Annotated in this window: 20 protein-coding genes and 2 pseudogenes; 16 read left to right on the plus strand and 6 right to left on the minus strand. The window is 71.3% G+C overall.

Annotated features, from left to right (window positions below; translation table 11 throughout):
• Positions 1-66 precede the first annotated feature (66 nt).
• From ACZ8ZB_RS19305 to ACZ8ZB_RS19320, 4 genes are all read left to right on the plus strand, one after another.
• The gene (locus tag ACZ8ZB_RS19305) at positions 67-480 is read left to right on the plus strand and encodes a helix-turn-helix domain-containing protein (protein WP_470738944.1); all 414 of its coding nucleotides are present in this window, start codon (positions 67-69) and stop codon (positions 478-480) included.
• A gap of 183 nt (positions 481-663) precedes the next feature.
• Positions 664-1164: a toxin gene (locus ACZ8ZB_RS19310; protein WP_470738945.1), complete on the plus strand. Its 501-nt coding sequence runs from the start codon at positions 664-666 to the stop codon at positions 1162-1164.
• Complete coding sequence (locus ACZ8ZB_RS19315) at positions 1161-2447, plus strand: MAB_1171c family putative transporter (RefSeq protein WP_470738946.1); 1287 nt, start codon at positions 1161-1163, stop codon at positions 2445-2447. The genes ACZ8ZB_RS19310 and ACZ8ZB_RS19315 overlap by 4 nt, the downstream gene beginning before the upstream one ends.
• Complete coding sequence (locus ACZ8ZB_RS19320; RefSeq protein ID WP_470738947.1) at positions 2444-2902, plus strand: NUDIX domain-containing protein; 459 nt, start codon at positions 2444-2446, stop codon at positions 2900-2902. Before ACZ8ZB_RS19315 ends, ACZ8ZB_RS19320 begins: the two co-directional genes overlap by 4 nt.
• A 176-nt stretch (positions 2903-3078) precedes the next feature.
• Here the strand turns inward: ACZ8ZB_RS19320 and ACZ8ZB_RS19325 are convergent, their stop codons facing one another.
• From ACZ8ZB_RS19325 to ACZ8ZB_RS19340, 4 genes are all read right to left on the minus strand, one after another.
• A complete protein-coding gene (locus ACZ8ZB_RS19325) occupies positions 3079-3612 on the minus strand; it encodes a DUF1360 domain-containing protein (protein WP_470738948.1) in 534 nt (177 codons plus the stop codon).
• Positions 3605-4576 (minus strand): Rieske (2Fe-2S) protein, encoded by a 972-nt coding sequence (locus ACZ8ZB_RS19330; RefSeq protein WP_470738949.1) that lies wholly within the window; start codon positions 4574-4576, stop codon positions 3605-3607. The genes ACZ8ZB_RS19325 and ACZ8ZB_RS19330 overlap by 8 nt, the downstream gene beginning before the upstream one ends.
• Before the next feature lie 86 nt (positions 4577-4662).
• Positions 4663-5253 (minus strand): hemerythrin domain-containing protein, encoded by a 591-nt coding sequence (locus ACZ8ZB_RS19335; protein WP_470738950.1) that lies wholly within the window; start codon positions 5251-5253, stop codon positions 4663-4665.
• Between the two features lie 13 nt (positions 5254-5266).
• The gene (locus tag ACZ8ZB_RS19340) at positions 5267-6466 is read right to left on the minus strand and encodes a hypothetical protein (RefSeq protein WP_470738951.1); all 1200 of its coding nucleotides are present in this window, start codon (positions 6464-6466) and stop codon (positions 5267-5269) included.
• Between the two features lie 16 nt (positions 6467-6482).
• Here ACZ8ZB_RS19340 and ACZ8ZB_RS19345 point away from each other — a divergent pair.
• A pseudogene (locus ACZ8ZB_RS19345) lies at positions 6483-7165 on the plus strand (hypothetical protein); the annotation flags it as partial.
• On the opposite strand, the gene ACZ8ZB_RS19350 reads toward ACZ8ZB_RS19345, so the two are convergent.
• Entirely contained in the window at positions 7148-8068 is a 921-nt protein-coding gene (locus ACZ8ZB_RS19350) for a hypothetical protein (protein ID WP_470738952.1), read from the minus strand. The pseudogene ACZ8ZB_RS19345 and the gene ACZ8ZB_RS19350 sit on opposite strands and share 18 nt — an antisense overlap.
• A gap of 341 nt (positions 8069-8409) precedes the next feature.
• On the opposite strand from ACZ8ZB_RS19350, the pseudogene ACZ8ZB_RS19355 reads away from it, so the two are divergent.
• Positions 8410-8616, plus strand: a pseudogene (locus tag ACZ8ZB_RS19355) (site-specific integrase); the annotation flags it as partial.
• A 66-nt stretch (positions 8617-8682) separates the two neighbouring features.
• On the opposite strand, the gene ACZ8ZB_RS19360 reads toward ACZ8ZB_RS19355, so the two are convergent.
• A complete protein-coding gene (locus tag ACZ8ZB_RS19360; RefSeq protein ID WP_351996516.1) occupies positions 8683-9291 on the minus strand; it encodes a hypothetical protein in 609 nt (202 codons plus the stop codon).
• A 302-nt stretch (positions 9292-9593) separates the two neighbouring features.
• On the opposite strand from ACZ8ZB_RS19360, the gene hemL reads away from it, so the two are divergent.
• The 10 genes from hemL to ACZ8ZB_RS19410 all read left to right on the plus strand — a co-directional run bounded on the left by hemL (position 9594) and on the right by ACZ8ZB_RS19410 (position 20232).
• Positions 9594-10910, plus strand: a complete 1317-nt coding sequence (hemL, locus tag ACZ8ZB_RS19365; protein ID WP_470738953.1) for a glutamate-1-semialdehyde 2,1-aminomutase — start codon at positions 9594-9596, stop codon at positions 10908-10910.
• A gap of 41 nt (positions 10911-10951) precedes the next feature.
• Positions 10952-11599: a histidine phosphatase family protein gene (locus tag ACZ8ZB_RS19370; protein ID WP_470741527.1), complete on the plus strand. Its 648-nt coding sequence runs from the start codon at positions 10952-10954 to the stop codon at positions 11597-11599.
• A 161-nt stretch (positions 11600-11760) separates the two neighbouring features.
• A complete protein-coding gene (locus tag ACZ8ZB_RS19375) occupies positions 11761-13035 on the plus strand; it encodes a polysaccharide deacetylase family protein (RefSeq protein WP_470741528.1) in 1275 nt (424 codons plus the stop codon).
• A 66-nt stretch (positions 13036-13101) separates the two neighbouring features.
• Positions 13102-13752: a TlpA family protein disulfide reductase gene (locus ACZ8ZB_RS19380; protein ID WP_470738954.1), complete on the plus strand. Its 651-nt coding sequence runs from the start codon at positions 13102-13104 to the stop codon at positions 13750-13752.
• A 1-nt stretch (position 13753) separates the two neighbouring features.
• The gene (locus ACZ8ZB_RS19385; protein ID WP_470738955.1) at positions 13754-14527 is read left to right on the plus strand and encodes a cytochrome c biogenesis CcdA family protein; all 774 of its coding nucleotides are present in this window, start codon (positions 13754-13756) and stop codon (positions 14525-14527) included.
• 4 nt (positions 14528-14531) lie between these two features.
• A complete protein-coding gene (gene resB, locus ACZ8ZB_RS19390; RefSeq protein ID WP_470738956.1) occupies positions 14532-16259 on the plus strand; it encodes a cytochrome c biogenesis protein ResB in 1728 nt (575 codons plus the stop codon).
• Positions 16256-17383 carry a c-type cytochrome biogenesis protein CcsB gene (gene ccsB / locus ACZ8ZB_RS19395; protein WP_470738957.1) on the plus strand — a complete coding sequence of 376 codons (1128 nt, stop codon included), beginning with the start codon at positions 16256-16258 and terminating at the stop codon, positions 17381-17383. Before resB ends, ccsB begins: the two co-directional genes overlap by 4 nt.
• A 72-nt stretch (positions 17384-17455) precedes the next feature.
• Entirely contained in the window at positions 17456-18220 is a 765-nt protein-coding gene (locus tag ACZ8ZB_RS19400; protein WP_470738958.1) for a DUF1963 domain-containing protein, read from the plus strand.
• An 87-nt stretch (positions 18221-18307) separates the two neighbouring features.
• Positions 18308-19072 carry a CDP-alcohol phosphatidyltransferase family protein gene (locus ACZ8ZB_RS19405; protein WP_470738959.1) on the plus strand — a complete coding sequence of 255 codons (765 nt, stop codon included), beginning with the start codon at positions 18308-18310 and terminating at the stop codon, positions 19070-19072.
• A gap of 251 nt (positions 19073-19323) precedes the next feature.
• The gene (locus ACZ8ZB_RS19410) at positions 19324-20232 is read left to right on the plus strand and encodes a hypothetical protein (RefSeq protein WP_470738960.1); all 909 of its coding nucleotides are present in this window, start codon (positions 19324-19326) and stop codon (positions 20230-20232) included.
• The last annotated feature ends 58 nt before the right edge of the window (positions 20233-20290 follow it).

The following is a 20290-nucleotide window of genomic DNA, read 5'->3' on the forward strand; positions in this document are numbered from 1 at the left end:
ATTTGTTTATGAGGAAGGGGAGAATTCAGCGTCGTGGGCACCGTTGAGGATGACAGGCCGGACAGCTTGGCGGACAAGTTGAATTATCTCTTCGAGCACACCGTGCTGCCGGGGGAAAGCCCGCCGTCCAACCGTCAGGTCGCCGCGACGATCAATGACACGGCCGGGGAGCAGATCATCTCCCACTCCTACATCTCGCTGCTGCGCAACGGGCACCGGGACAACCCGACCTTCCGGCAGCTCGAGGCCCTGGCCCACTACTTCGACGTCAGCCCCGCCTACTTCCACAGCGACGAAATCACCGCGCAGGTAGTGGGGGGACTCAGGTTCCTCACCTCTCTGCACACGGGAGACATCAGCGCGCTGGCACCCCGGGGCGCCCGTGCGGACGGCCTCTCGGCGGAGATGCTCGCCTATGTCAACGAGGTCGTGGCCGAGATCAGGCAGAACGGGTTGCCGGCCCCCGAGAGCCGCGCCTGAGCATCTCCGGCTCGCGGCCCACGGCCCCGTCCTGCCCGCCCCGGGCAACTCCGTCTCCGCTGTCCGGCAGTCCCGACCGGGAGAACCATGTCCCACCGCCGATGTCGGTTGTTCCCGCTGCTTCGCAGGCGCCGCCCGTCGCTGCGCCGGATCCGCCGTGAGTGCGAACGCCACCTGGCACAGATGCCCCTGCCCGACCCCTTCACCCTTCCCGCGTTCGTCCGCGCCATCGAGGAGGCCCGCGGCCGCCGGATCATCCTGCTTCCGCTGCCGCCCGGCACCGGCACACCCGACGGCGCCTGCGGGCTGTGGGTCAAGCTGACCGACGCCGACCTGGTCTTCTTCCAACGGGGCATCACCACGAGCCACCAGGACCAGATCATCCTCCACGAGCTCGTGCACATCTGGGAGGACGACGCCGGAGCGGTCGATGCCGCCTATCTCCAGAGGCTGTTCCCCGTCGTCGGACCACGGCTCGTGGCGAGGTTCACCGCGGGGCTGCCGGTGACGGGCCGCACCAGCTACGACAGCCCTCAGGAGCGGCGCGCGGAAATGCTCGCGGACCTCATCCAGCTGGCGGCTCGCGACCTGCGGGAGCGGCGCGAGGACACGGTCGGCCGGCTGGAGGAGAGTCTCTCCCACCCCGTCGCCCGCCGCCGAGGAGACCGAAGGACGTCCCCGTGATCGATTCCCTGACCTACGTGGTGGCAGGGCTCCTGCTGCTGACCGCCCTGTGGCGGCTCCCCTCCGCGCTCCGGGGCGGAAACCGGCGGACCCTGTGGGGGGTCTTCGCGGCGTTCTCCGCCGCCTGGTGGCTGAAGACCCCCCTGGTCATCGAGCTGGTCTCGCGGACCGGGATCAACGACCTGTCCAGCCTGCTCAAGCACGCGATCGCCATCGGGGGCATCTGCTCACTGCTGAGGTACGCCGGTGCGATCTACGGCTCCCCGCCCCAGGACGGCCCCGTGCGCCGCGACATACGCGTGGCCCGGTTCGTCGTACGGGTGGCCGTCAAGGCCTCCCTCGTCGCCGTCTGCGCGATGACCGCCCTGTTCTTCCTCGCCATCGACCGCAGTGAGCCGACCGAGCACTTCCTCACCGGCCACGCGGGGGATCCCGGTCTCGCCCTCTACATGGGCGTGCTCTACCTCTACATGGGATCGGCGGCCGCCCTGTGCGCCTACCAGTGGGGCAGTGCCGCCCGGCGGGCCCACCGCCGGCTGCTGCGCGCCGGGCTGACGATGATGACCGTCGCCATGGTTCTCGCGGTCCTCTACGCCGCGCTGCGCACCGCCTACCTCGGCATCGTCACCGTCTCGCCACCGACCGAGGAGTTCGCCGCCGTCCAGGAGACGGCCACCGACTCCCTGCAACTCGTTCTGTTCCCGCTGCTGGTGCTCGGTGCCGCCGTGCCCGCCACGCGGGCAGCGGTCGACCGGTGGCGTGCCTGGCGGACCCTCCGCGCGCTGCACCCCCTGTGGTCGGCCCTGGCACGCGCCGTACCCGATCATGTGCTCGACCCGCCCAGTTCCCTGTTCCCCGGCCTCGGGTTCTCGCCCGCGCTGAATCGCTGCCGGGACCTGATGCGGCTGTCCACCCCCGCTGAGGTACGGCTCCACCGCTGGGTCACCGAGATCCGTGACGCCGTCCGCGATCTGCGCCACTACGTCCCCGACGACCTGCTGGCCCGGGCCAGGGCGCTGGCCGAGGCGGAGGGGTTCCACGGAGCCGAGGCCCGGGCCACGGCGGAGGCTTACTGGATCGAGGCCGCGCTGCTCGCCAAGGCCTCGGGACGGCGGCCGTTCCGCGCTGCCGCCGAGTTCACCACCGCCACCGGCACCGGCCCGGAGGACGAGACCGCCTGGCTGCTGGCGGTCCGGTCGGCCCGTCGCCGCCTGGCCCCCGACTCCGTACGCCACCTGCTGTCCGACCAGTCTCCCCCCTCCCCCTCGGCGGTCCCGGCATGAGCGTCCCTCCTCCGCCCGCTGTCGACGTGCACCTCCTGCTGCGCCGGGCCGACACCGTGCTGCTGTCCCTGCGCCGCGGCTCCTACGGAGACGGCCGGTGGTCCCTGCCGTGCGGGAAACTCGAACCGGACGAGTCCGTGCCCGCTGCCGCCGCCCGTGAACTCGCCGAGGAGACCGGCCTCGTGGTTCCGCAGCACCGGTTCCGGCTGGCGCACGTCGTCCACGCGGTCCGCGACGACGGGAGGCCCGGACAACACCTCGGCTTCTTCTTCGCCGTCACCCGGTGGCAGGGCGAGCCGGTCAATCGCGAACCGGCCAAGTGCTCGGCCCTGCGCTGGTTCCCCGTGGCGTCCCTGCCCCCCGTCCTCCCGTACTCCGCCGCAGGCCTCTTCGGCGCCCTCACCGACCCGGGCGGAATGACCCTGTACAACTGGACCGCTCCGGAGCCGCCCTAAGGCGCGACGCCCGGTCGACCGGCACGGCCGGCCGGCGGTCGCCCGACCGCTCGTCGGCCCGGTGCGCCGGCCGAGACCGGCCGCACGGCCGCCGTTCCGACGTGGAACCTCCGCCCCGGGAACGGATGACCGCCACACCGCCCCCGCCGCGAGGCGGTCAGGCGGGTGAGAAGCGGTCACTCACCGGTCGTCTTCTCCACCAGCGCGCTGTACGTCAGCTGCAGGGCGTCCGCGCCCGCCAGCGCGGTGAGCGCCCCCATGGCGGTGCGGGTGGCGCGCGGCCAGAGCAGCTGTCCGGCGGTGAGGGTCGAGGCCACCCAGACGCTCATGCAGAACGGGCACGTCAGCAGCTCGCCGACCGTGTCCTTGGCGCCCTCGGACCGCGCCTCCTCGTGCAGCTCGGCCGGGCCCTGGGGGCCCTGGAAGGTGGTGAAGGGCGCCCGCAGCGGACTGGTCACCGACGCCTTGCTCAGCAGCCGGCTCAGCCGGAACGTCGCCACCGCCGTCAGCGCCACGTCCCAGGGCTCGGGCCGGTCCGGCAGCGGACGGCCGCGCATCCCGACCACCGCCGCCCACCCCGCCGTGTAGACGCCGAAAGCCGTCATGGCCGCCGCGTAGCCGCGCAGCGGGCGGTCCTCTCCCGCCGAGTAGGCGTGCTCGGTGCGCCGCAGCCGTCGCCTCAGCCGCTGCGCGATACGGCCGTCAGACACCGCGCCCACGGTCCTCGTCCTCTCCTGCCCGCTCCGGTGCCCCGGCCGCCCGGTCCTCGGCCGGGCTCTCCGTCCCGTCCTCACGGCGCAGTCTGATCTCCACGTGTCCTTCGACGACGCGGGTGTCGAAGGCGGGCTGGGGCGCGGTGGCGGGGCCGCGGACGTTCCAGCCGTCCGAGAGCCGGAAGACGCTGCCGTGCCAGGGGCACTCGACGCACCCGTCGGTGACCGTGCCCTCGGACAGTGGCCCCGCCAGATGGCTGCACCGCTCGGCCAGCGCGTGGATGGTCCCGCCGGTTTCACGCACCACCAGGACCGGCACGTCGTCCACGGCGCGCCGCACGGGCCGGCCGGCGGGGAACTCGTCCACGGTGCCGATCCGGTGCCAGCCCTCGCTGACGACGTGCGGTACTTCCTCGGCGTGGTTGGCGCCGGAAGCCTGCCGGTAGGCGAGGTGGCCGCCCAGCATGCCTCCCAGGCCGACCGCCGTCAGCCCGAGGAAGCCGTACGCGCGGCCCGCCGCGGACCGCCCGGTGAGGCGGCACAGGAGCGAGGCGCCGTACAGTCCCACGGCCGCCGTGTTGGCCACGGCGTGCACCAGCCCCACCCGAGTCTGCTGCCGGCGGAGTTCGGCCCAGTCGACCGCGCCCGCCAACGCGGCGGGGCCGGCCGCGGCCAGGCCGACCCCCACGAGGAGGTCGGCCTCCCGGGTACGGCCGGGCCACAGGTCGAGTACGGCGGCGGACATCCAGCTGCCGATCGGCACCTGCACCATCAAGGGGTGCACGGGATGTCCCAGCCACCTGCCGTGCAACGCGTCCCGCGCGCGGCCCAGCGGGAGGGCTCGCACCCTCCTGGTGAGCTTGTCGATCGCTGCGTCCGCCCTGGGATCACGCTCCAGGGCGTCGAGCAGCCACAGCATCCGGTTCCGGCCCGTAGGGCGACGACCTGGCTTTTCGCTCATGGGCGGAGGGTCCCCCCGAAGGCAGGGAACAAACAGCCGGTCCTGGCCGGCCGGGTCAGCGCCCCGGCCGGCCAGGACACGCGGAGTCAGTCCTTGCCCATGGCCTTTCGGACCGCGTCCTTGGTGCGGTCCATGAGGGCGGCGACCGGGCCGAGGGCCATGTTCTCGGCCCCGGACTCGACGCCCGGATGGGGCCGGGTGGGTGCCATGGCCTCGGCGGCCTTGACGGCCTTGGCCATGGCGGCGAGGCCGGCCGCGTCGGTGCTGCGGCGGATGTGGGTGAACTCGTAGCGCTCCTCGGCCCGCGCGTGCTCCTGGACGTCCTTGCGCAGCTTCAGCAGCTGGGGCATGAACCTCGGGTCGTCGGTGTCCAGCTCGTCGAGCGCGGACAAGGTCTCCTTGGCCGCCCGCTCCTCGGCGAGACGGTCCTTCACCACCTGCTCGCCACCGGGGAGGCTCTTGCGGGCGAAGGGGTGGACGACCTCCTCCTCGGCGGTCTCGTGCACGGCCAGCAGCCGCACCAGGCGGCGGAAGGCGCCGCGGCGCTCCTCACCCTTGGCGGCCTCGACCTCGTCGAAGAGGTTGCGGATGTCGCCGTGCTGGCGCATCAGCAGCGCCACCACGTCGTCGTCCCTGGCCTGGTCGTCCCCGGCGTGCGGGGTGTGCAGCTCGGACATCTCCGCCTTCCCCTCACTTCTCGCGCTGGGCCGGGTCGGGGTGCTCGCCCTCGGTCTGCACGCGGTACTCGCGGCCGAACACGGCGTCGTGCTCGGTCATGACGCGGTCGCTGGGCGGCGCCTCGCCGCCGTGGATGGCCTCCTGCATCTGCTCGAACCGCTCGTGCGCCTCGCGCACATAGCCCGCCCCGAGCGTGGTCAGGTCCATCTGGGTGTCCAGCAGCTCGCGCAGGTACTGCTTGTTCGGCTCGAAGGTCAGGACATTGGGCAGCTCGGGCGCCAGGACCGAGGCGGGGTCGCGGCCGTCGTGCCGGCGCATCAGGTCGCAGGCGATGTGCAGGTGCTCCAGCTCCATGTTCAGGTGCAGCTCCCAGACGGCCTTCACCTTCGGGTCGCTCTCCTGCTCCATGAAGGAGTAGTACAGGTAGCACTCGTTGTACTCGTGGTTGACCAGCTGCTCCCACCACGTCTCACCGGGGTCCACCAGGGACTCGTAGTGGGTGACGTGCTCCTCCTCGATCAGCCCGATCTCCTGGTACAGCTGGCGGGCGATCGGCTCCATGTAGGTGGGGCCGGTGTTCATGTAGAAGTTCATCGTCTGCTGCTCCGCCGACATGATCGTCAGCGCGTGCAGCTTCGACAGCGGGTTCGTCTCGTCCCTGGCGTAGGGGTCGCGGACGTTGTCGACCGGATCGCGATGGTGGAACCTGGTGGGCCGGCCCGGCATGACCTCCGTCAGGTCGTCGACGATCGACTCGGCCTTGCGGTGCTCGATCATCTCGTACAGGTTCGCGTACCGGTACAGATGGTCGAAGTCCTCCAGCACCCCGAACTGGTACGCCTGCTTCAGATACGGGTCCGGCTCCATCCGCGCCACCCACGCCGTCAGGTCCACCGCCACCTGCTCGTAGGCGATCGTCGTCTCCAGCACCGAGGAGACACCCGGAAGCAGCCAGTTCACGACCTTCTGCTGCTGCGCCTCGATGTAGCGGGTCCGGGCCAGCTGCCGCTTGATCTCCGGGTCCACGGTGTGCCGGGCGAGCTGGTGGCTGAAGAGGATCGCCTCCACCTCGATCCCGTTCATCGTGATGATCCGGCACCGGGTGTACGGGTCGCAGTGGTCGGGGTCGATCGGATCCACGTTCAGCTCACGCCAGCTGCGCAGCTGACGGTCGAGCGGGATGCCCCGCTGCTCGAGCGGATTGAACGTCACGGGGTGTGCCTCCTGGGGACGAGGGGGAATCGGGCCGCTGGGGTACCCCGTTTCGGGCGATGAGCACAGAGGTGGTCCCCAGCCTGTCCACGAGGGGCGCTTTCCAGCCACCGCTCACACCCGCGGCGCCTTGGGCCTGGCGGCGAAGGCCGCCGTCGTCGACGGTCACGCGGACGCGGTCACCGGATTCCGTACCGAGGCGATCGAGCGTGACCCCGACGGCCGCCCGTTCCCGGTCGGCGAGGACGGGCGCCGCCCCCACCCGGTGGACGAGGTGATCGTCCCGACCGGCTTCCGCCCCGACCTGACCTCCTCGACGAGTTGTGCCCGGGCCTCGACGAACGCCTCCAGGCGCCCGTCGAGCCGGCCCCGCTGACCGACCCCGTCCAGCACTCCTGCGGCACCGTCCACCCGCACGGCGACCGTTGCTGCGCCGCACCGGGTCCCCGGCTCGTCCGGCTCGGCGCGCCCGCAGCAGTGGCCGTGACCGCCGAGGACGCTCCGGCGGGCGGCTGCTGCGGCTCGTGGCCGGGTGCGTACCGTGCCGGCCGGCGTCGTGCCCTGCGGGGACGGCGCGGTGCGGCACACGGACGCCGGCCCCGACCGCCTGTTCGCCGAGAGCGACGGGCTACTCGGGCGCTGCCGTCGCATGCGGCGCGGGCACACGTTCGCGGGACGGCCTCAACTCCGGCTTCGTGAAGCCCCCGGCCATTCGCCGTACGGCACCGGCCGCCCCGTGAACGCGTCCAGGACGATACGGTCGCCGACCGGCCGACCGAGCTCCACCGTCACCTTCTCGCTCAGTTTCACGCCGGGACAGTTGCCGTCCGTCGACCCCACGACGGATGCGGACAGCACCACACTGTCGCTTGTCTCCAGCACGCCCACGGCGGGGCCGTCGTCGCAGGATCCGTGGGTGGCCACCACGGTGACGGACCGGCCGTCCCGCGCCACGTTCGCCAACCCGCCGAGCGGCGCCAGCACGTCGGTGGGCACCTCTTGCCCGAGGGGTTCGATCGGTGACTCGGGGAGCTTGGACGGGCTGACCGCGGCCCGTTTGAGCGGAGTGTCGTAGCCGTCCAGGGTGAACAGCCAGGCCGGGACGGTCGCCGGGCCGCGGCTGGTGCCCAGCGTCATCTCCCCCAATGTCGCCCCGGTCACGGTGAGGCGCGGTCCGGGGCCATTGCTCCGGTCCAGGGCCTCATACGCCTTCTCCGCCCCCATGACCTGCATGGTGATCGAGTACCCGCTCCTCCACGTCACCCGCCCGGCCTTGCGCGGAGCGGCGGGGAGCTCCCCTCTGAGGTCGAGGTTCCCGGTTCTGTAGGCACTCCTGTCGGCCGTGCCGCGAAGGCCGTTCTCGGGCGGTTGGACCACTGCCTCCAGGGGGTGGTAGCCCTCGTGCCACACCTCGGCGGCCTTGGAGCCGTTCCACGCATCGGCGACCTGACGGGCGCGGTCCCCCACCTGTGGCTCTGATGTGCTGCTCCGGACCTGCCCGCCGCCATCGTCGGCCTTTCCACTGCCGCAGCCTGCGGCCGCACCGGCCCCTACGGCGAGTGCGGCGAGAAGGCGGACGGTGCGGGTGATGTTCGTACGCATGGGTCTCCCAGGACTGGCCGTCACCGGTGGGGTGCGCGTCGGACGGGCGGAGGTTACGTGCCGATACCTTGACGTGCCGGCCCCGGCCCGGGTTCGACCGGTTCTCTCGCCGGGCGGGACCGTTGTCACAACGTGACGGGACGGCCGGCCATGGGCGCAGCCCCGCCAGCGGCCCGCCCAGGGCCGTCGGCGGGACCACTTCCGCTCGCCGGGCCGACGACCGCCGGCCGCGGCGCGTGCCGCAGGACGGTCCGGACGCGCGCGGCCGCTCCCCACGGGGTGACCGCGGTCAGCGCCTCTCACCGGGCAGCACGACGTCCTTGCCGATCGCCGCACGCGACTCGTCCGGCCTCGGCCACTCGGACCCGGGCCTCACGCTCCGGACGTGCGCGCACCCGCTGCCGTCCAGCGAGACCCGCACCCGCGAGGCGACCGACGACGCCTTCACGGAAGCCGAGGCGGAAGACGAGGACGAGCGGCCCGGTCCCCAGGGCACATCAGTGCCCCGAGCGAGGCCCATGTGCCCTCCGTGTGCCCTGGCCGTGTGACGGCCTCTCCCCGCACATGACGAGGGCGGGGTCGAAGACCCCGCCCGAAAGCACGGAAACCCCGGCTCAGGGCCACACCAGGCAGTACGCCTGATGCCCCGCCTCGTGCAGCCGGTGGCTGAAGTCCTGCCACTCGTGCAGCAGCCGGTACACGTTGAACGCGTCGCGCGGGCCGCCGCGGTCCGGGACCGTCGACCAGATGAAGGCCGCCGCGCCGACCGCCTCCTCGCCTATGCCGCGCAGCGGGTCGACGACCGTCATGGGGAGTTTCACGACCGCGTAGTCGGGGTGCAGGACGACCAGTTCCAGGGGCGGGACCTTGTGCAGGGGGACGCCCTCGATGCCCGTGAGGACCATCGCGGCCATGGTCTCCGGCTTGATCTTGGTGAACATGCCGTTCATGCCGAGCTCGTCGCCGCCGAGCTCCTCGGGGCGCATCGAGATCGGTACGCGGGCCGCGGTGGCGCCGTCCGGCGCGCCGAAGTACTTGTACGTCACCCCCACCCGACCACCATTCCTGCTCCCCGCCCCGCTCAGGGGGCCGATCCGCTCCGGTCCACCGTGTGTCCGCCGTGTCTCGTCCGTGTCCTCCGCCTCGCGTCGGTGCCTTCCCCGCCGGGCACGTCGAGGACCCAGGTCATCGGTCCCCTCGCCCAGTCCGCCACCGCGATGCATATCTCCACCCGACTGCTTTTCTAGGACGCGTGGCCCCCGCCGCGCAACCCGATCATCGTGTCAGTGACCTCCCCCACGGCCGCCCGCCGAAACGTACGGTGAAACATCTGCCCGCGGGATGCCTGCAGCCTCCGGCCGGTCGAAGCCGTGTGAGCTGTGTGTATCAGACGCCAGTTTCGCAGATCACGGCCGATCGGGGGCAGGATGCCGCAGGCCGCCCCTGGCCTACCCTGGACACGTCATACGCACCCGGAGCCGGGGGACCCCCGGAATGTCGGAGAAGGTCGGAGAAGTCGCAGGTCATGAGCGAACTGCCATATTCATACGAAGCCCCGGTCTCGCAGGCGCTGTTCGACCGTGCCGCGGCCGTCACGCCCGGCGGCGTGAACTCGCCGGTGCGCGCCTTCCGCGCCGTCGGCGGCACGCCCCGGTTCATGGTGTCGGGCAACGGCCCGTACCTGACCGACGCCGACGGACGCGAGTACGTCGACCTGGTCTGCTCCTGGGGGCCGATGATCCTCGGGCACGCGCACCCCGAGGTGATCGCCGCCGTGCAGGAGGCCGTCGCGCGCGGTACGTCCTTCGGCACGCCCGGTGAGGGCGAGGTCGCGCTCGCCGAGGAGATGGTCGCCCGGATCGAGCCGCTGGAGCAGGTGCGGCTGGTCTCCAGCGGGACCGAGGCCACCATGTCGGCGATCCGGCTCGCCCGCGGGTTCACGCGGCGCACCAAGGTGATCAAGTTCGCCGGCTGCTACCACGGCCACGTCGACTCGCTGCTCGCCTCCGCCGGCTCCGGGGTCGCCACGTTCGCGCTCCCCGACACGCCCGGCGTCACCGGCGCCCAGGCCGGCGACACCATCGTGCTGCCGTACAACGACCTCGACGCCGTGCACGCCGCCTTCGCCGCGCACCCGGGCGAGATCGCCTGCGTGATCACCGAGGCGTCCCCGGGCAACATGGGCGTCGTGCCGCCGCTGCCCGGGTTCAACCAGGGGCTGAAGGACGCGTGCGCCGCGAACGGCGCGCTGTACATCTCCGACGAGGTCATGACGGGGTTCCGGACCAGCAGGGAAGGGTGGTACGGCGTCGACGGCGTCCGGCCCGACCTGATGACCTTCGGGAAGGTGATGGGCGGCGGTTTCCCGGCCGCGGCCTTCGGCGGGCGGGCCGACGTCATGGGCCACCTCGCTCCGGCCGGTCCCGTCTACCAGGCCGGCACCCTCTCCGGGAACCCCGTCGCCACCGCCGCCGGGCTCGCCCAGCTGCGGCTGCTCGACGACGCCGCGTACGAGAAGGTGAACGCCGTCTCCGCGCAGATCCAGTCCCTCGTCACCGAGGCGCTCGGCAAGGAGGGCGTCGCGCACACGCTGCAGAACGCCTCCAACATGTTCTCGGTGTTCTTCACCGACCGGCCGGTGCGCGACTACGAGGACGCCAAGGCACAGGAGTCGTTCCGCTTCACCGCCTTCTTCCACTCGCTCCTCGAGAACGGCGTCTACCTGCCGCCGTCGTCCTTCGAGTCCTGGTTCGTGTCCACCGCGCACGACGAGCGGGCCGTCCAGCGGATCGCCGACGCCCTCCCGGCGGCGGCCCGAGCGGCAGCGGAGGCGACGGCGTGAGCACCCCGGAGAAGAACGACGACGTCACCGTCGTCCACCTGATGCGGCACGGCGAGGTCGAGAACCCGGACGGCATCCTCTACGGCCGTCTCGCCGGCTACCACCTCTCCGAGCTGGGCCGGCGCATGGCCGACCGGGTCGGCGAGCACCTCGCCTCCCGTGACATCACGTACGTCGTCGCCTCCCCGCTGGAGCGGGCGCAGGAGACGGCCGAGCCCATCGCCAAGGCGCACGGTCTGGACATCGCCTCCGACGAGCGGCTGATCGAGGCGGAGAACGTCTTCCAGGGCAAGACCTTCGGCATCGGCGACGGCGCGCTGCGCCGCCCGGCCAACTGGAAGCACGTCGTCAACCCGTTCAAGCCGTCCTGGGGCGAGCCGTACGTCGACCAGGTCATCCGCATGATGGGCGCGCTGAACGCGGCCAAGGACGCGGCGCGCGGACACGAGGCGGTGCTGGTCAGCCACCAGCTGCCGATCTGGATCGTGCGGTCCTACGTCGAGAAGCGGCGGCTGTGGCACGACCCGCGCAAGCGGCAGTGCACGCTCGCCTCGCTGACCACCTTCACCTACCGGGGGGACAGGATCGTCTCCGTCGGCTACAGCGAGCCGGCCCGCGACCTCGTCCCCGCGCATCTGCTCGCGGGCGCCAGGCCGGTGAAGGGGAAGGGCAAGGCCTTCGGGGCCTAGGACGGCCTTCCGGGCAGGGGGGCAGAAGGCCCCTGCTCGAACCCCGTTGCGAAACCCTCGCACGGCGGCGGGAACGTCCCGCCCCGTCGCGTCCTCTGAACGGGTGACCACCAGAGGACGTGACGAACGGGGTTGCCATGCGCGGTCTCACCCGCAGGGGAATGCTCGGGCTCGGGGCGGGGGCCGCCGCCGCGGTCTTGCCGGCCGGCTGCGGCGGCCACGAGGACGCGGGCGGCCCCGGTGGTTCCCGTCCGGGCGGAGACGACCGGACCCGAACGCCGAAGCCGGATCCGAAGCCGACGAAGACGGCCCGCCCGATCGGCGACGGCTCCACCTCCTTCACCGGCGAGCAGCCCCACCAGCCCGAGGCGCCGGTGCCGCTGGAGCCGGGGCAGGCCCCGCCGCAGTTCGTCGTCTTCTCCTGGGACGGGGCCGGCGAGGTCGGCAACGGCCTCTTCCCGCGCTTCCTGGACCTCGCCGAGGAGCTCGGCGCGTCCATGACCTTCTTCCTCTCGGGCCTCTACCTGCTCCCCGAGTCGAAGAAGCGGCTCTACGACCCCCCGAACAACCCGCGCGGCGCCTCCGACATCGGCTACCTCACCGACGACCACATCAAGGACACGCTGAAGAACCTCCGCCGTGCCTGGCTCGAGGGGCACGAGATCGGCACCCACTTCAACGGCCACTTCTGCGCCGGCTCCGGCAGCGTCGGCACCTGGACGCCGCGGCAGTGGCGCAGCGAGATCGAGCAGGCCACGTCCTTCGTCAAGGAGTGGCGGACCAACTCCGGCTGGACCGACCTGGAGCCGCTCCCCTTCGACTACGACAAGGAACTCGTCGGCGGCCGTACGCCGTGTCTGCTCGGCCAGGAGAACCTGCTGCCCACCGCCCGCGAGCTCGGCTGGCGCTACGACGCCTCCTCGCCCGGCGGCCGTCAGGTCTGGCCGTCGAGGAAACAGGGCATATGGGACCTTCCGCTCCAGCAGATACCGTTCCCCGGCCGTTCCTTCGAGGTCCTGTCGATGGACTACAACATCCTCGCCAACCAGTCGGTCAACTCGACCAACGCGCCCGCCCGCCACCACCCCGGCTGGCGGCGGCAGGCGACCCGGGCGTACGTATCCGGCTTCGAGCGGGCCTACGAGACGAACCGGGCGCCGTTCTTCGTCGGCAACCACTTCGAGCAGTGGAACGGCGGCATCTACATGGACGCCGTGGAGGAAGCGCTCAAGCACATCGCGCGGGAGAAGGAGAAGGGCGGCGACGTGAGGCTCGTCTCCTTCCGGCAGTTCACCGACTGGCTGGACGTGCAGAAGCCGGAGGTGCTGGAGAAGCTGCGCACCCTGGACGTCGGCCGGGAACCGGCCGGGGGCTGGAAGACGTTCGGGAAGGACACCGGGAACACGACCGGAACGGGCCCCGGCGAACCCGCCTGAAATGCGGGTTTCCGCCCGCACGGGGGGTGCGCAAGATCCCCGGAACGGACATGCGAAACTTTTCACATGAGTGCCGCCAGCCGCGCCCCCCAGCGCTCGAACGGGGCCGACCACAGCTCGAACCGTGCCCTCCGCGTCCACCGTCGCGCCGCCCTGGCCGCCGGCGCGGCCGTGGCCGCGCTGCTCGTCTCCGCGTGCGGTTCGGGCGGGACGTCGGGCGGGGGCGGCAACACCAACTTCGTCACCGGCACCGACGGCATCTCCACGGTCGCCGAGGGCAAGCGGGTCGCCGCGCCCGAGCTCTCCGGGAAGACGCTCGAGGGCGAGCAGCTCGACGTCGCCGACTACAAGGGCAAGGTCGTCGTCCTCAACGTCTGGGGCTCCTGGTGCAACCCGTGCCGCGCGGAGGCCAAGTACTTCGCCAAGGTCTCCAAGGAGTACGCCGACCAGGACGTGCAGTTCGTCGGCATCAACACGCGGGACGGCAGCACCACGGCCGCCCTCGCCTTCGAGAAGGACTTCGGCATCCCCTACCCGAGCCTGTACGACCCCACGGGCAAGCTGATGCTCCGCTTCGAGAAGGGCACGCTCAACCCGCAGGCCGTCCCCTCCACCCTGGTCCTGGACCGGGACGGGAGGATCGCGGCCCGGTCGCTGACCGCGCTCGACGAGGAACGGCTGCGGGAGATGCTCGAGCCGGTCGTCGCGGAGAAGTGACGTGACGGCCCTGCACACGCTCGCCGTCGAGACGGGCACCAACGGCACGGTGCTCAACGGCGCCCTGCTGGTCGCCCTGCCCATCGCCCTGCTCGGCGGGCTCGTCTCCTTCTTCTCGCCCTGCGTGCTGCCGCTGGTCCCCGGCTACCTCTCCTACGTCACCGGCATCTCCGGCACCGACCTGGCCGAGGCCCGGCGCGGACGCATGGCCGCCGGCGCCTCCCTGTTCGTCCTCGGCTTCACCGCCGTGTTCGTCTCCGGCGGCGCCTTCTTCGGCTACTTCGGGCAGACCCTGCAGGAGCAGTCGGGCGTCCTGTCCAAGGTGCTCGGCGTCCTCATGATCCTCATGGGCGTCTTCTTCATGGGCCTGATGCCCTGGCTCACCCAGCGCGAGTTCCGCTTCCACAAGCGGCCGGCCACCGGGCTGGTCGGCGCCCCCGTCCTCGGCGCCCTGTTCGGCATCGGCTGGACGCCCTGCATCGGCCCGACGCTCGCCTCCGTCACGGCCCTGTCGTTCAACGAGGCCACCGCCGGTCGTGGGGCGCTCCTCACGGTCGCGTACTGTCTCGGACTCGGGGCCCCCTTCGTCCTCACCGCCGTGGCCTTCCGCAAGGCGCTCGGCGCGTTCGCCTGGGTCAAGCGCCACTACACCTGGGTGATGCGCATCGGAGGCATCATGATGATCGCGACCGGGCTCCTGCTGCTGACCGGCGCGTGGAACAGCCTCGTGGCGGAGATGCAGACCTGGTCCAACGGCTTCACTGTGGGGATCTGACCCGATGAGCAAGACGACGACCGACGACACCCCCAAGCCCGCCGACGACCGGGACCTCGGCGCCGCCGGCGCCCAGCTGTCCACCGCGCCCACCGAGGAGCAGCCCAACCTGCCCGCCCTGGGCATCATCGGCTGGGCCCGCTGGTTCTGGCGCCAGCTCACCTCCATGCGGGTCGCGCTCCTGCTGCTCCTGCTGCTGTCGCTCGGCGCGATCCCCGGCTCGCTCATCCCGCAGACCGGGATCGACGAGACGGCGGTCGCCGACTTCCGCGAGCGCCACGACGTCCTCGCGCCGATCTACGACAAGCTCGGCCTGTTCCACGTCTACAGCTCGGTGTGGTTCTCGGCGATCTACATCCTGCTGTTCATCTCCCTCATCGGCTGCATCGTGCCCCGCACCTGGCAGTTCGTCGGCCAGCTGCGCGGCCGCCCGCCGGGCGCCCCCCGCCGGCTGACCCGGCTGCCCGCGCACACCACCTGGCGCACCGGGGCCGAGCCCGAGCAGGTCCGCGAGGCCGCGCTCGCGCTGCTGAGGAAACGCCGCTTCCGCGCCCACCTCGTCGGTGACGCCGTCGCCGCCGAGAAGGGCTACCTGCGCGAGGTCGGCAACCTGCTCTTCCACATCGCGCTGATCGTGATCCTGACCGCCTTCGGCTGGGGCCAGCTGTTCAAGTCCGAGGGCAACAAGCTGATCGTCGAGGGCGACGGCTTCTCCAACACGCTCACCCAGTACGACGACTTCAAGTCCGGCAACCTCTTCACCAACGACGACCTGGAGCCGTTCAGCTTCGACGTCGAGGAGTTCACCGGCACCTACGAGCGCACCGGCCCCAACAAGGGCACCCCGCGCACCTACGAGACGGAGCTCACCTACACCGAGGGGGCCGGCGGCGAGGAGAAGAAGGCCCTCGTCAAGGTGAACAAGCCCTTGGAGATCGGCGACGCCAAGGTCTACCTCGTCAGCCACGGCTACGCGCCCGTCGTCACCGTCCGCGACGGCAAGGGGAAGATCGTCTACCGGGACGCCGTGCCGCTGCTGCCGCTCGACGCCAACGTCACCTCCTCCGGCGTGGTCAAGGTCCTCGACGGCTACCGCAACCCCGAGGGCGAGAAGGAGCAGCTCGGCTTCAACGCCTTCTTCGTGCCCACCTTCGGCGGCTCCGCGACCGGCACGATGCTCTCCCAGTTCCCCGCGCTGGACTACCCGGTGCTCGCGCTCTCCGCCTACCACGGCGACCTGAAGGCCGACTCCGGCATTCCGCAGAGCGTGTACCAGATGGACAAGACCAAGATGAAGGAGTTCAAGGACTCCGAGGGCGAGCTGTTCAAGAAGCTGCTCATGCCCGGCGAGACCATGACGCTCCCGGACGGCGCCGGTTCGGTCACCTTCGAGAAGGACATCAAGGAGTGGGCCGGCTTCCAGGTCGTCCAGGAGCCGGGCGGCGGCTGGGCGCTCGGCGGCTCCGTCGCCGCGATCGCCGGTCTCGCCGGCTCCCTGTTCATCCAGCGCCGCCGCGTGTGGGTGCGCGCGGTGCGCGGCGACGACGGTGTGACCGTCGTCGAGATGGCCGGCCTCGGCCGCAGCGAGTCCGCGAAGGTCCCCGAGGAGATCGGCGACCTCGCCGGGATCCTCTACGACCGGGCACCGGGCGCCCCCGACCCCACCCCGGACCCGTCCGATCCCACCGACACCGATCCCGAAGCCGTACCTGCCGAAGGGGCTGAGAAATGACTCTCGCCGCCGCAACAGATCTGGCCGCAGCGACCAACGAGAACCTCGCGGAGATCAGCAACGTGCTGATCTACTCCGCGATGGCCGTCTACACCCTCGCCTTCTTCGCGTACATCGCGGAGTGGACCTTCGGCAGCCGCAGCAAGATCGCCCGCACCGCCGCCGCCCTCACCCCGAGGGCGGAGGCGAAGAAGGCGCCGGCCGTCACCGTGAAGCAGGCCGGCGGCACCGCCGTACTGGAGCGGCCGAAGGTCGTCGTGCGCGCCGCCACCGGCTCCCGCGACGTGCCCGACGGTCCCGGGGCGCACGGCGGCGACGAGAAGGGCGACCTCTACGGACGGATCGCCATCTCCCTCACCGTGCTCGCGTTCGCCCTCGCCCTCGGCGGCGTGCTCACCCGCGCGCTGTCCGTGGAGCGGGCGCCGTGGGGCAACATGTACGAGTTCAACATCACCTTCTCCACCACCGCGGTCGGCGTGTACCTCCTGCTGCTGGCGCTGAAGAAGAACGTGCGCTGGCTCGGCCTGTTCCTGACCACCTCGGTCCTCCTCGACCTTGGTCTGGCCGTCACCGTCCTCTACACCGAGAGCGACCAGCTGGTCCCCGCCCTCCACTCGTACTGGCTGTACATCCACGTCTCCACGGCCATCCTGTGCGGCGCGGTCTTCTACGTCGGCGCGGTCGGCGTGATCCTCTACCTGTTCAAGGACGCCTACGAGAACAAGCTCGCGAACGGCGGCAAGCCCGGCAGCTTCGCCACCTCGTTCCTGGAGAGGCTGCCCGCCTCCTCCTCGCTGGACAAGTTCGCCTACCGGGTCAACGCGGCCGTCTTCCCGCTGTGGACGTTCACGATCATCGCGGGCGCCATCTGGGCCGGCGACGCCTGGGGCCGCTACTGGGGCTGGGACCCCAAGGAGGTCTGGTCCTTCATCACCTGGGTCGCCTACGCCGGCTACCTGCACGCCCGCGCCACCGCCGGCTGGAAGGGCCGCAAGGCCGCCTACCTGGCCCTGCTCGCCTTCGGCTGCTGGCTGTTCAACTACTACGGCGTCAACATCTTCGTCTCCGGCAAGCACTCCTACGCCGACGTCGGCCTGGGCGCGCTGGGGTCCGTCGGTTTCTGAACCGGGCGCCCGCTCCGGCCGGTCCGCAGGTGCCGGGCACCGCTGTCAGCGGTGTCCGGCACACTCCCGATCATGGAATCGACACTGCGGACAGCCATCGACGACCTCATACGCAAGACCGGTGTGCCCGGCCCCGTGGCCGAGGAGATCCTGAGCCGGACGCGACCCTCCATCCACCTGTGCTGGGGTGTGCCGGAGGAGGACGAGAGCGCTCCGCCGGCCGCCAGGATGGGCGGACTGCCCCGGATGCCCGAGGACATGACGTGGCCTGGCTGGCAGGCGCACATCGTCACCATCGACTGCGCCGCCCTGCCCAGGGACGCCCTGGACATCGAACTGCCCGAGGACGGCCACCTGCTGGTGTTCGCCGACATCGAGGACGCCGACAGCTCCGCCGCCGTGCGGTACGTGCCGGCCGGCTCCGAGACCGTCGAGCGGGGGCCGCGGATCACCGACGAGGACGGAGACACCTGGGACGTCACCGTCCACGAACCGAAGCCGCTTCATGCCGTGGTCGTGCGGAGCTTCGACGAGGACTGGGAAAGCCTCCCCCTCGCGAAGGAGTTCATGGAACGGGCCCCCTCGGGCCTGGAGGCACTGGAGGAGTTCCGCAGGGTCCTGAACCGCCTCCTCGAAACGCCCTACCACTGGGGCGTCCGGATCGGCGGACACTCGCGCTCCTTCCAGAACTCTCCGGAGGAGGAGGGGCTGACCCACTTCGTCTCGGTCTTCGGCGACTGGATCTGCGGCACCCCGTTCGACGTCGCCCTCGCCGGGACGCCGGAGGACATGGCGGCCCGCCGGTACGAGGAGCTCCAGGTCTATCTCGGGGGCTGACCGGCCCCCGCCGGACCCGGCCGGGCGCCTCTGTACCCTGGCCCGATCACCGCCGCGCGGGCGGCGGTCGGGGCGGGGAGGAACGTCATGGGTGCGCCGGTGCTGGAGGAGCTGCGGGAGGTCTGCCAGCCGCGGGCCAAGATGGAGAGCCGCAACGGCGAGCACTGGGCCGGCCGGCTCTACATGCGGAAGATCTCCCTGCGCACCACCCGCCACCTGGTCCGCACCCCGGTCACCCCCGACCAGCTCACCTGGACCATGGTCGTCTGCGGTGTCGCCTCCGGCGCCGCGCTGATGATCCCGGGCCTGACCGGAGCGGTCCTCGCCGTGGTCCTCATGCAGCTGTTCCTGCTCTTCGACTGCGTGGACGGCGAGGTCGCCCGCTGGAAGGGCCAGAACAGCGCGGCCGGCATCTACGTCGACCGGCTCGGCGCGTACCTCGCCGACGCGGCGCTGCTGGCGGGCGCCGGCCACCGCGCCGCCGAGTCCGGCGCCGGCGGCTGGCTGTCGGTCGGCATCGCCACCGCCCTCGGCGTCGTCCTGCTCAAGGCCTCCACCGACCTGGTGGACGTGGCCCGCGCCCGGCGCGGCCTGACCGTCGCCGACGACGAGTCGACCCGTCCCCGCTCCCAGGGTGTCGCCATGGTGCGCCGTATCGCCGCCGCGTTCAGGATCCACCGGGTGACCAACGGCATCGAGGCGTCCCTCGTCCTCCTCGTCGCGGCCGTCGCCGACGAGGTGACCGGCGGTATCGAACCGACCCGCTGGGCCCTGGGCGCGCTCGCCGTCATCACCTGGGTGATGGTCCCGGCCCACCTGCTGTCGATCCTCTCCTCGTCCCGCCTGCGCTGACCCGGTCAGGGCCCTCGACCAGCCGCCGGCGGCCCGAGCAACGACGTGCGCGTCCCCGGCTGCTCCTGCGGGGATGCGGCGTGGCCCTCGGCGTCCCGTCCGTTTCCGCATGGCCCTTGCGTGGCGCCCGGTTCACTCGGCCAGGTGAACACCACCGGTTTGCCGGCTCTCGGAGCCCCGGTTTCCCTACGGTTGGCGCACATGCCGTCGACATATGTCATTCCTCGCCAGGGCTGACATAAAGGAAACCCATGGTCAAGCCGCCCCACGAGGCGATGCACCGCATCTTCCAGCACGACCCCGGACTCTTCAGCCGCGTCTCGCGCTTCCTCGGAGTCGACATCCCCAGGCCCGTCAAGGCCACGCCCCTGCCGACCGACCTCACCGAGACCAGCCCCGTCGAACGCCGGGTCGACACGGTCCTGCGGTTCGAGACCGCGGAGCAGGGCGACTTCCTCCTGGCCATCGAGGCACAGGGCAACAGGAACCCGGACAAGCCGGCGAGCTGGGCGTACTACACCAGCTACCTGTGGACGAAGTACCGGCTGCCCACCGCGCTCCTCGTCGTCTGCCAGGACCACGCCACGGCCAGATGGGCCCAACGGGCGGTCAGCAGCGGACCGCCCCAACTGCCCACCCTCACCCTGCGCCCCGTGGTCGCCGGCCCGCACAACATGCCCGTCATCACCGACCCTCAGGAGGCCCGCGCCGACCTCGTCCTGGCCAGCCTCGCGGCCGTCACACACGCCGCCGAACCCGCCGTCAATGCGATACTGAAGGCCCTCTCCACAGCACTGCGGGACGTGCCCGAAGACATCGCGGACCCCATCGTCGAATTCACCGCACAGGGCCTGGGCAAACACCCGGCCAAGCACCTCTGGAGGAACCTGGTGGCCGTGGACCTCTCCTTCTACAAGTCCTACCTCGTCGAAGAGATCAGGGAAGAAGCCCGCGCGGAAGCCCGCGCGGAAGCCCGCGTCGAAGGCGAGGCGCGACGTGCGGCCGAGGACGTCCTGCTCGTCCTCGAACAACGCGGCCTCGACATCTCCGACGACGTTCGCGGACGCGTCACGGACTGCGGCGACCCCGACCTCCTCCGCCGCTGGCTCACCCGCGCCGTCACCGCTCCGAAGGCCGAAGAGATCTTCGAAGACGAGTGACCGGGCGAGCCGTCGTTCTCGTGGGCGCCCCGTAGCTCCTGGTCGTGCGCCGCCGACC

This window comes from Streptomyces sp. 12E (genome assembly GCF_055633275.1).